Source organism: Crossiella sp. S99.2 (genome assembly GCF_023094165.1).
Classification (GTDB): Bacteria; Actinomycetota; Actinomycetes; order Mycobacteriales; family Pseudonocardiaceae; genus Crossiella.
On the sequence record NZ_JALMDK010000001.1, the window covers coordinates 422,995 to 433,611 of the forward strand.

Consider the following 10,617-nt stretch of genomic DNA (forward strand, 5'->3'; position numbering starts at 1 on the left):
CGTTGGGCCGGGCCTCGGATCGTTACCTAACGCAACCGTTCGCGGATCCGGTGCAGTGCGGACTGGGTCGCGCCCACGGTGGTGCGCAGCTCCCTGGCGATCTCGGTGTGCGGCAGGCCGTCGGCGAAGAGCAGCAACAGGTTGCGGTCGCGGGTGGAGAACTCGCGCAGCCGCTGCCGGAACCAGCGCCCCTCCAGCCGGTCGTTGACCCGCTCGGTCGGATCCTCCGGCGTGCCCGGCCGCAGCCGCGGGTGGTCGAACAGTTCCGCGTCCTCGTGCTGCCGCCGGTGTTCCTCCGCGCACAGCCTGCGTACCACCAGGGCCAGGAACGCGGCCAGCCGGTCCGGTGGCACCCGGCCGAGTTCGGCGGCCTGGGTGAGCGCCTCGTGCACCAGGTCCTCGGGTTCGGCGCCGGCCGGGCAGCGCTGCCGGGCCAGCCGCAGCAGCGCGGGCCGAAGGCGCAGGCACTCCTGCCAGTCGACGGCGGAGCCTGCCGGGCGGGACCGCTTCTCGCGCATGGTCCTCACCCTGCCGCGCCCGCCGCCGCCGTGGCCGGATCAGATCAGGTGATACCGGCGGTTTGTTGAACTGGCACAAAGAGATCGGGCTCGGCCGAGGGTGGGCCGACCCGCAGCGCGGCCAGCTCCGTCGGCACCACCAGCGCGGGCAGCCAGAGCCGCCACAACGCGGTGAACCTGGCCTCCAGGTCGTCATGCCCGCTGGTCGCCCTGGAGAGCAACTGGGTGCCGGTGAAGGCGGCCACCAAGGACTCCGCCGCCTCCCTGGGGTGCACCTCCGGCCGCAGCTGCCCGGCCGCGTCGGCCAGCAGCAGCAACTCGCGCACCATGGTGACCCAGCCGTGGAACTGACCGCCGGCCTCGCGGTCGAACAGGTCGGCCTCGAACAGCAGCCGGACCCCCACTCTGGCCCGGACATCGGTGCGCAACCGGTTGCCGAACTCGTGCGAGAGATCGATGAGCGACTGCATCGGGCTCAGTGGTTGCTGGGCCAAATGGTGGTGGACTTCGTGCCAGAGACGTAACTGGCTCTCGATCAATGCTACGGCCAGTGCTTCCTTCGAGGGAAAGTGGCAGTAGAGTGCCCCCTTTGTGACGCCCGCACTTGCGCACACGTCGGTGAGATTGGTACCGAGAAAGCCCTTCCGGTCGAAAGTGTTCGCTGCCGCCAGCAGCAGGCTTTGCTTGGTGTTGCTCGATTGTTCACGCTTGAACATCGACTGCTCCGCCATCCAGGTGTTCTTGCCGTCGAAACTAATCTGTACCGGTATGTTGGCCGACATGTTGCGTTTGGGCAACGACCAGGTGCCGAAGAGCAAAGACTCACTATTCGTTGCACTCGAAATGAGTGGAGAGGAGGGATTCGACACGACCGTACCGCGCAGGCTGGTACACCGCGAGTCTGTGGCCGAGGTGCTGCTGACCAGATGGACGCGGCGGCGCACCGGCGACTTCTGGATGTGTGCCCAGCTACCCCGGGCGCACGCCTTCTACCAGCCCGAACAGGGCCGGGCGGATCCGCTGCTGGTGCTGGAGACCATTCGGCAGGCCGGGTTGCTGGTGGCGCACACCGGCTGGGACATACCACTTGACCATCGGTTTGTGATGCGGGGGATGAGTTTCGCCGTAGATTCTTCGGCTTTGCGGATGCGCGACCGGCCGGTGGAGCTCCAGCTGCTGGTGCGCACCAGAGACCCCAGGGTGCGCCCCGGGCACGCCTCGACCCTGGCGGTGGAGGTCGAGTTGTACCGGGACGGCAACCGGTGCGGTCAGGGCAGCGGTTCGCTGGGCGCGCTGCCGCCGGCGGTGTACGCCCGGCTGCGGCCGCCGCGGGTGCCCAGGCAGATGGTGGAAGAGCGTCCGCAACCGGTCGCACCCGGGCTGGTGGGACGTCAGGATGTCAGGGATGTGTTGTTGACCAGCGTGAACAAGTCCAATCGCTGGGGGTTGCTGGTGGATGCCACGCACCCGGCGCTGTTCGACCACCCGGTGGACCACGTGCCGGGCATGGTGGTCTTCGCGGCCATGCGCCAGGCGGTCCGGGCCGTCGTGGGTCCCGGACACCTGGCCTCCTGTCAGGCGCGCACCAGCAAGTTCGTCGAGCTGGACCGCCCGGCCGAGGTGAGCGTGCTGCGTGCCGCCGGCGGGCTGTACTGGACCGCGGTGGAACAGGACGGCGCCAGGGCGGCGACCGCGGTCTGGCGGGTTGACACCGGCTCCGGCCAATCCGGACCGGTGTCATGACGAATCGGGCTCCGTCCACCCTGGAAATGGTGCAGCGACTACTGACCCGATTCGGCGCGCAGGACGCCGCCGGTATCGCGCAGCTATTCCACCAGGACGCCCAATGCCACTCCTCGGAGATCCCCGGGGATCCGTGGCCGGTTCGCTCACAAGGTCGCCGGGAAATCGAGGCGTTCTTCCTGGCGCTGTTCCACCGGCTTGAGTTCCACGCGGTGACGGTACGAAAGGTACTGGTTGACGGCGATGACGCGGTGGTGTTCGGCGGCGGCCGATACCGCGCCACCGGAACAGGCAGGGTGTTTGCCCAGGATTTCGCCGTGAGCCTTTCCGTGCGGGCTGGGCTGATTCAGGAGTACCGGGTGGTCGAGGACACCCTGGCCATCTCCATGGCACTCGGCCGGGCCTATCCGATTTACTGAGGGCCGCTGGCCGGGGCCGCCGCGACGCGCGGCCCCGGCCACCCCACCCTGTGAGCGGAGCCCGAGATGACCGATCAGGTCAGCAGCACCATCGAGATCGCCACCACCCCGGAGGCCGTCTACGCCCTGGTCACCGACATCCCGAACCAGCACCGGTTCACCAGGGAATGCCGGTCCGCGGCCTGGCTGCCGCCGGCCACCGGCCCCACGGTGGGCGCCCGCTTCCGCGGCCACAACCAGGCTGGCAAGGCCAAGTGGTCCACCGTCTGCACGGTCACCAAGGCCGAGCCCGGCCGCGCCTTCGGTTACCGGGTCGGCTCCGGCCCCATCCAGGTCGCCGACTGGGGCTGGACCATCGAGCCCACCGAGACCGGCTGCCGGGTCACCGAATCCTTCACCGACCTGCGGCACCCGGTGATCAAGTGGCTGTTCAACCGGATCGTCGGCATCAAGGACCGGCTGGAGCGCAACCAGCGCAACATGGACGCGACCCTGGTCAACCTCAAGGAGCTGGCCGAAGCCTGAGCCGGAATCCGACCTGGTGGTGGCGCCGCACTGCCCCGTCGTGATTCCGCCAGCCCAGCCCGGCCTCCGGCTGCTGGGCTGGTCCTCATGTCAGCTCACACCCGTTGGCCCGCCGTCGTTTCGGTGATGCTGGGCATCTTCGTCATCGTCACCACCGAGATCCTGCCCATCGGCCTGCTCACTCCGATCGGCGCCACCTTCGGCATCTCCCCCGGCACCGCGGGCCTGATGATGACCATGCCCGGCTTCCTCGCCGCCCTGGCCGCCCCGCTGGTCACCTCGGCCACCGCCCGGCTGGACCGCCGGCGGCTGCTCGGCGCGCTGATCCTGGTGCTGGCACTGGCGAACTTCCTCGCCGCGCTGGCCCCCGGCTACTGGCTGATGCTGATCTCCCGGGTGCTCGTCGGCGTGGTCATCGGCGGGTTCTGGTCCGTCGGCGCGGGGCTGGCCCCACGGCTGGTGCCCGCGCTGCGGGTCGGCCTGGCCACCGCGGTGATCTTCGCGGCGGTGCCGCTCGGCTCGGTGCTCGGGGTGCCCGCCGGGACCTGGCTCGGCGGGCTGGCCGGGTGGCGGGCGGTGTTCGTGGTCATGGGGGTGCTGACCGTCGGGGTTTTCCTGGCCCTGCTGGTGTTCCTGCCGCCGTTGCCGCCGGAGCGGGCGACCAGCCTGCGGCTCCTGGGAGACCTGCTGCGGCGTCCGAGTGTCCGGGCCGGGCTGACGGTGACCTTCCTGGTGGTGCTCGCGCACTTCGGCACCTACACCTACCTGACCACGTACCTGCGCCAGCTCACCGAAGCCAGTCCCACGCCGTACCTGCTGGTCTACGGGCTGGCCGGGGTGGCGGGGAACTTCCTCGCCGGTCGCTGGGCAGGAACCAGGACGCGGGAGACGTTCGCGGTGGCGGCGGGGTTGATCGCGCTGGCCACGCTGCTGCTGCCGGTGTTCGGGGACTGGGCGCCCGCGCTGCTGGTGGTGTGGGGACTGGGTTACGGGGCGGTGCCCGCCTGCGCGCAGACCTGGCTGGCGCACTCCGCACCGCACGCGCCGGAGGCGGCGACCGTGCTGTTCACCGCCTCGTTCCAGGCCACCCTCTCGGCCGGGGCGCTGCTCGGCGGGGTGGTGGTGGACGCGAGTTCAGTCTCGGTGGCCCTGGTCGCCGGCGGAGTCGTCGCGGTGCTGGCGCTCGGGGCGCTCCAGGCGCTCCCACAGGTTCGTCAGCCCGTCCAGCATCACGCGTAAGGCCAGCTCGAAGGACTCGGTGTCGATCTCGGCCCTGGCCCGCAGCAGGTGCGCCTGGGTCAGGTTCGGGTAGCGCTCGGCGTAGAGCTGCTCGTCGTCGATGAAGCCGTGCGAGAAGGAACCCATCGCGGCGCCGAAGACCAGGTACTTGGTGGCCGCGCCGATCATGGTGGCGTACTTGGGCGGCCAGCCCGCCGACACCAGGCCGCCGTGCACGGCGTCGGCCAGTTTGAGCCCGGACTCGCGATTGCCCGGCCCGGCCGAGAGCAGCGGCACGATGTTGGGGTGACTGGCCAGCGCGGCCCGGTAGGAGCGCAGGTAGATGGTCAGCGCCTCGCGCCAGTCCAGCCTGCCGAACGCCGAGGTGTCCACCTCGGTGGCCAGCTCGTTGGCCACATCGTGCAGCAGCTGCTCCTTGGTCTGCACGTGGTTGTACAGCGAGGCGGCCTGCACGCCGAGCCGGTGCGCCAGCCTGCGCATGGTCAGCGCTTCCAGCCCGTGCTGGTCGATGATCTCCAGCGCGACCGTGCGTATCCGGTCGACCGATAGCAGCGGGGCTGGCGGTCTTGGCACCGTTACTCCTCGTGGATGAGTCTCGCCCGACTTCGTGCCGACGTCTTGCCGTGGGCTCTCCGCAGTCCTAGCCTCGATGAAAACTAACACGGTTAGTTTTCCGGGGCAGCACCCAAGACGATGAAGTCACGGAGGCCGGATGACTCTCTCGCTGGCGATGGTCCTCGCCGAGTCGGCGCGGCTGCACCGGGAGCGGATCGCGCTCATCCAGGGCGATCAGCAGCTCAGCTACCCGGAGCTGTGGGAGCGGGCCCGGCGGCATGCCGCGGCCCTGCGTGAGCTGGGCATCCGCGAGGGCGACCGGGTCGCGATCATCGCGCCCAACGTGATCGCCTTCGCCGAGTCCTACTTCGGCGTGCTGGCCGCGGGCGCGGTGGTGGTGCCGATCCCGCTGCTGCTGGTGCCGGAGGAAGCCACCTACCTGATCTCGCACGCCAAGGCCAAGCTGGTGCTCTGCCACGTCTCCCAGCTGCCACTGGGCGCACCCGCGGCCCAGGCCGCCGGGGTCGAACTGCACACCCTCGGGCCGGCCACTCCCGAGCACCCCTCGCTGTCCGAGCTGGCCGCGGCCAGCGAACCGGTGGACCGCTTCGTCACCAGGGCGCCGGAAGACCCGGCGGTGGTCTTCTACACCTCCGGCACCACCGGCCGCCCCAAGGGCGCCGTGCTCACCCACCTCAACCTGGTCATGAACGCCACCGTGGCCGCCTTCGACGTGGACCGGATCGAACCGGGCGAGGTGATGCTGGGCTGCCTGCCGCTGTTCCACATCTTCGGCCAGTCCAGCGCGATGAACTCCTGCTTCCGGGCCGGGGCCACCCTGGTGCTGCAACCACGCTTCGACGGCGCGGAGGCGCTGGAGATCATGCGGCGGCACCGGGTCGTGCTCTTCCTCGGCGTGCCCACCATGTACCTGCGGCTGCTGGAGGTCAGCGAGGGCGAGTCCGACCTGCCCCAGCTGCGTGGCTGCACCTCCGGCGGCGCGCCGCTGCCGGTGGCCGTGCTGGAGGCGTTCGAGGCCCGCTTCGGCACCCAGATCCTGGAGGGCTACGGCCTGTCCGAGACCTCGCCGACCGCCACCTGCAACCAGCCGGTCTTCGGCGCCCGCGCGGGCACCGTTGGCCACCCGGTCTGGGGGGTGGAGGTCGAGGTGGTGGACCCGGCCGTGGACGAGCGCAACGACTTCCTGCCCGCGGGCGAGGCCGGAGAGATCATCATCCGTGGCCACAACGTCTTCGCCGGTTACCTCGACAACCCGGAGGCCACCGAGGCGGCCATGGTGGACGGCTGGTTCCGCACCGGCGACATCGGCAGCAAGGACGCCGACGGGTACATCTCCATCGTGGACCGCAAGAAGGACCTGATCATCCGCAGCGGCTTCAACGTGTACCCGCGCGAGGTCGAGGAGATGCTGATCCGGCACCCCGCGGTCGCCCAGGTCTCGGTGATCGGCCTGCCGGACGAGCGCAGCGGCGAGGAGGTCTGCGCCGTGCTGGTGCTCAAACCCGGCGCGCAGGCCGATTCGGCCGAGGTGATCGCCTGGGCCAGGGAGCGCCTGGGCGGGCACAAGTACCCGCGACGGGTCGTCGTGGTCGACGAACTTCCGCTCGGACCCAGCCACAAGGTGCTCAAACGCGAGCTGCGGGCCTGGGTCGCGCAGGGCAAAGTCAAGTGAGGAAAGGGAAACTCGTGGGAACTCTGGATGGACGCGTCGCGGTGGTGACCGGCTCGGCGCGCGGGATCGGCGCGGCCGCCGCCCGCACGCTGGCCGAACGCGGGGCCGCGGTCGCGGTGATCGACCTGGACGAGGCGGCCACCGCCGAGACCGTCAAGGCGATCACCGACGCCGGCGGCCGGGCCGTGGGCATCGGCTGCGACGTGACCAGCCGCGAGCAGGTCACCGCCGCGTTCGACCGGGTGGTCGCTGAGCTGGGCGGGCTGCACATCCTGGTCAACAACGCCGGGGTGACCAGGGACAACCTGCTCTTCAAGATGACCGACGAGGACTGGGACACGGTCATGGCGGTGCACCTGCGCGGCGCCTTCCTGTGCAGTCAGATCGCGCAGAAGCACATGGTGCAGCAGCAGTTCGGCAAGATCGTCAACCTGTCCAGCACCTCCGCGCTGGGCAACCGCGGCCAGGCCAACTACGCCGCGGCCAAGGCCGGTCTGCAGGGCTTCACCAAGACCCTGGCCATCGAGCTGGGCCCGTTCGGCGTCAACGTCAACGCCATCGCCCCCGGCTTCATCGAGACCGACATGACCGCGGCCACCGCGGCCAGGGTCGGCGTGGACTTCGAGCTGTTCAAGAAGGCCGCCGCCGAGCAGATCTCGGTGCGCCGCACCGGGAAACCGGAGGACATCGCGAACACGGTGGCCTTCCTGGTCAGCGAGGACTCCTCCTTCATCACCGGTCAGATCCTCTACGTCGACGGTGGCCGCTAGAAAGGCAAGCAGCGCAATGGACTTCTCCCTCAACGACACCGAACGCGACATCCGCGACTGGGTCCGCAACTTCGTCCGCAAGGAACTCATCCCGCTGGAGCCGGAGCTGCTGCGCCGGGAGCGCGCCGGTCAGCCCGGCATCACAAAGGCGGAGGTGCGCGAACTCCAGCTCAAGGCCAAGGAGGCCGGGTTCTGGGGCATCCAGACCCCGGAGGCCTTCGGCGGCATGGGTCTGGGCGCGGTGATGACCGCGCTGGTGGAGGGCGAGCTGGGCTACACCTTCGTGCCCTTCTACTTCGGCGGCGAGGCCGACAACATCCTCTACGCCGGCAACGAGGAGCAGAAGCAGCGCTACCTGCTGCCCACCATCGCCGGCGACCGCATCTCCTGCTTCGCCATCACCGAGCCGGGCGCCGGATCCGACGCCAAGGCGATCCGCACCAGTGCCGTCAAGGACGGCGACGAGTGGGTCATCAACGGCGAGAAGACCTTCATCACCAAGGGCAACGACGCCGACTTCGTGATGGTCTTCGCGGTCACCGACAAGGACAAGGGCGCCAACGGCGGCGTCACCTGCTTCCTGGTCGACCGGGACATGGGCTGGAAGTCCGAGCCGATCGACACCATGGGGCAGTGGGGACCGGCCGCGCTGGTCTTCGACAACGTCCGGGTGCCCGAGGCCAACATCCTCGGCGAGGTCGGCCAGGGCTTCGCGCTGGCGATGAGCTGGATCGGCCGCGGCCGCTACCTGCTGCCCGCCCGCGCGCTGGGCGCCTGCGTCCGGCTGGTCGAGTTCGGCCTGGACTACGCCCGCACCAGGGAGACCTTCGGCGAGCTGCTGGCCGAGCGGCAGGCGATCCAGTGGATGCTGGCCGACTCCGCGGTGGAGATCGAGGCGCTGCGCTGGCTGGTGCTCTCCTCCGCCTGGCAGGTCGACGCCGGCCTGGACTCCCGGCAGGGCCAGTCGATGGCCAAGCTCTACGGCGGGGTCAAGGCCAACGAGATCGTCGACCGCATGCTGCAGATCCACGGCGGCATGGGCTACACCAAGGAACTGCCGCTGGAGCGCTGGTACCGCGAGCTGCGCCTGCTGCGCATCTACGAGGGCACCGACGAGATCCAGCGCCGCACCATCGCCCGGAACCTGTTGAAGGGCCACGCCACGGTGCGTGGCACGCTCGGCTGAGGGGAGCCACAAGGTGCCGATCGACCTGTCCGCGGTGGGCCGCACGGTAGGCCCGTGGGAACGCAGCTGGACACCGGAGGAGGCCCTGCTCTACGCCCTCGGCGTGGGCGCGGGCGCCGAGGATCCGCTGGCCGAACTGGCCTACACCACCGAGAACACCGCCGAGGTGGACCAGCAGGTGCTGCCCACCTTCGGCGTGGTGCTGGCCCAGTTCAGCGGGCCTGGGGTGGACTTCGGCGACTTCGACCCGGCGCTGCTGGTGCACGCCGAGCAGGAGCTGGTGCTGCACCGGCCACTGCCTGCCGAGGGCCGGATGAGCCTGCGCCGCACGGTCACCGACGTCTTTGACAAGGGCAAGGGCGCCCTGGTCGTGGCCAAGACCGAGGGCAGCACGATCAACGGCGAACCGCTGCTGTCCACCATGTCCTCGGTCTTCGTCCGCGGCCAGGGCGGCTTCGGCGGCGAACGCGGGCCGTCGGTGGACTGGGCGCCGCCGGAGCGCGAGCCGGACGCGGTGCTCACCTTCCAGACCACGCCCAGCCAGGCCCTGCTGTACCGGCTGGGCGGCCGGGACCACAACCCGCTGCACTCCGACCCGGCCTTCGCCGGACGAGGCGGATTCCCTCGCCCGATCCTGCACGGCCTGTGCACCTACGGCATCACCGCCCGGCTGCTCATCGGCCACTTCTGCGGCGGCGACGTCAACCGGGTGCGCCGGATCTACGGCCGGTTCACCGCCCCGGTGCTGCCCGGTCAGGAACTCATCGTGCAAGCCTGGGCCGAGGGCACCGAGGTCGCCTTCCGCACCGAGACCAAGGAAGGCGGCGTCACCCTGGACCGGGGCGCGTTCACCTTCGCCTGACCAGGCACACTGGCTGTCATGATGCTCGACCCTGGCAAGCAGGTCTTCGGGAAATGACGACGATCCGAGCCCACGGCCACCCCGAGATCAGAGCCACCCACAACAAAACGTGGGAACTGACCCCGGATGCCGAGCTGACCGCACGGGCCACCTGCGTGCTCGGCGTGCGCGCGGTGGCCGAGGGCGGCCCGCTGGCCGGTCCGGTGCAGCTGCGGATCAGCGTGGGCGAGCACAGCGTGCTGGTGCGGGCCGTCGGCAACCCGAACTGGGTTCCCGGCGGCCCGGCCGTCATCCGGCGCAGCTCGGTCCGGCTGCCCAACACCCTGGCCACCGACGCGGACCTGTCCGCCGCCGACCTGCCCCGCGACCTGGCCGCTCAGCTCACCGACCCGGCCGTCGCCATCACCGTCGAGGTGGCCGCGGTGGAGGACCCCGGCACGCTGGTCCTGTTCCACGCCAACGGTTCCAGCCCTCGCCTGCGCGCCGAACTCGCCGCCGCCGACACGGTGATCGCCGAGGACGCGGGCGCCCGCGCGCTCGTCGGCCGCTCCACCGGCGAAGGCGGCCGGACCCTGGTGGTGGCCACCGAGGACCTGCCCGGCCGCACCGTCCGGCACCTGCTCGGCGACCGCACCGAGGTCATCGGCCTGCCCCCTGGCCTGGCCGCCGCGGCCGCCTCACCCTCGCCCGCCGGGATCTTCCTGACCGAACCGGCCCGCAAACCCGCCGACGCCCTGCGCGGTGCCCCCCTGGACGCCAAGGTCGTGCTCCGCCTGGCCGCCGAACACGCGGACAAGGTGCTCGCCGCCGCCCGCGACCGCGGCGCCCGCACCCTGGCCGTGGCCACCGAGCCCTACGCGGAGAGCGAGCGCCCGCGCTGGGGCGAGATCGGCGCCCTGGCCCTGCCCGACCGCGGCGAGTTCTGGCTCTGCCTCGACCCGGCCGCCACCCAGGGCCTGGACCCGCTGCTGCACAAGCTGGTCACCGGCCTGCTCGCGCAGGGCGTGCCGGCCCGCAGCGTCGCGCAGAGCCTGGCCGACCTGCCCGGCTTCACCCGCCGCACCGCCTACGACGCCGTCCAGCAGCTCAAGGACATAGGCTCCTGAG

General features: G+C 70.5%; 12 protein-coding genes. 9 read left to right on the forward strand and 3 right to left on the reverse strand.

Going from position 1 to position 10,617, the window contains the following annotated elements:
* Positions 1-26: 26 nt before the first annotated feature.
* Together MZC64_RS02000 and MZC64_RS02005 are read right to left on the reverse strand one after the other, a co-directional pair.
* Positions 27-518 carry a sigma-70 family RNA polymerase sigma factor gene (locus MZC64_RS02000; RefSeq protein WP_247755371.1) on the reverse strand — a complete coding sequence of 164 codons (492 nt, stop codon included), beginning with the start codon at positions 516-518 and terminating at the stop codon, positions 27-29.
* Between the two features lie 44 nt (positions 519-562).
* Complete coding sequence (locus MZC64_RS02005; protein WP_247755372.1) at positions 563-1,336, reverse strand: ScbR family autoregulator-binding transcription factor; 774 nt, start codon at positions 1,334-1,336, stop codon at positions 563-565.
* Between the two features lie 25 nt (positions 1,337-1,361).
* Between MZC64_RS02005 and MZC64_RS02010 the strand changes: the two genes are divergently transcribed.
* The 4 genes from MZC64_RS02010 to MZC64_RS02025 all read left to right on the forward strand — a co-directional run bounded on the left by MZC64_RS02010 (position 1,362) and on the right by MZC64_RS02025 (position 4,444).
* Positions 1,362-2,261 (forward strand): ScbA/BarX family gamma-butyrolactone biosynthesis protein, encoded by a 900-nt coding sequence (locus MZC64_RS02010; RefSeq protein ID WP_247755373.1) that lies wholly within the window; start codon positions 1,362-1,364, stop codon positions 2,259-2,261.
* 29 nt (positions 2,262-2,290) lie between these two features.
* Entirely contained in the window at positions 2,291-2,680 is a 390-nt protein-coding gene (locus tag MZC64_RS02015) for a nuclear transport factor 2 family protein (RefSeq protein ID WP_247755374.1), read from the forward strand.
* Positions 2,681-2,746: 66 nt separating this feature from the next.
* On the forward strand, positions 2,747-3,205 hold the full coding sequence (locus MZC64_RS02020; protein WP_247755375.1) for an SRPBCC family protein: 459 nt from the start codon (positions 2,747-2,749) through the stop codon (positions 3,203-3,205).
* 87 nt (positions 3,206-3,292) lie between these two features.
* Positions 3,293-4,444, forward strand: a complete 1,152-nt coding sequence (locus MZC64_RS02025; protein ID WP_247755376.1) for an MFS transporter — start codon at positions 3,293-3,295, stop codon at positions 4,442-4,444.
* Here the strand turns inward: MZC64_RS02025 and MZC64_RS02030 are convergent.
* Positions 4,340-5,017, reverse strand: a complete 678-nt coding sequence (locus tag MZC64_RS02030) for a TetR/AcrR family transcriptional regulator (protein WP_247755377.1) — start codon at positions 5,015-5,017, stop codon at positions 4,340-4,342. The two genes, MZC64_RS02025 and MZC64_RS02030, sit on opposite strands and share 105 nt — an antisense overlap.
* Positions 5,018-5,156: 139 nt before the next feature.
* Here MZC64_RS02030 and MZC64_RS02035 point away from each other — a divergent pair, with 139 nt between their 5' ends.
* Genes MZC64_RS02035 through MZC64_RS02055 form a run of 5 tightly spaced genes read left to right on the forward strand, consistent with a single transcriptional unit; the run spans position 5,157 to position 10,616 of the window.
* Complete coding sequence (locus tag MZC64_RS02035) at positions 5,157-6,692, forward strand: long-chain fatty acid--CoA ligase (RefSeq protein ID WP_247755378.1); 1,536 nt, start codon at positions 5,157-5,159, stop codon at positions 6,690-6,692.
* Between the two features lie 23 nt (positions 6,693-6,715).
* Positions 6,716-7,462, forward strand: a complete 747-nt coding sequence (gene fabG, locus MZC64_RS02040) for a 3-oxoacyl-ACP reductase FabG (RefSeq protein WP_282104773.1) — start codon at positions 6,716-6,718, stop codon at positions 7,460-7,462.
* Between the two features lie 16 nt (positions 7,463-7,478).
* On the forward strand, positions 7,479-8,648 hold the full coding sequence (locus MZC64_RS02045) for an acyl-CoA dehydrogenase family protein (RefSeq protein WP_247755380.1): 1,170 nt from the start codon (positions 7,479-7,481) through the stop codon (positions 8,646-8,648).
* A 13-nt stretch (positions 8,649-8,661) separates the two neighbouring features.
* A complete protein-coding gene (locus MZC64_RS02050) occupies positions 8,662-9,510 on the forward strand; it encodes a MaoC/PaaZ C-terminal domain-containing protein (protein ID WP_247755381.1) in 849 nt (282 codons plus the stop codon).
* Positions 9,511-9,563: 53 nt separating this feature from the next.
* Positions 9,564-10,616 carry a DUF371 domain-containing protein gene (locus tag MZC64_RS02055; protein WP_247755382.1) on the forward strand — a complete coding sequence of 351 codons (1,053 nt, stop codon included), beginning with the start codon at positions 9,564-9,566 and terminating at the stop codon, positions 10,614-10,616.
* Position 10,617: the final 1 nt, after the last annotated feature.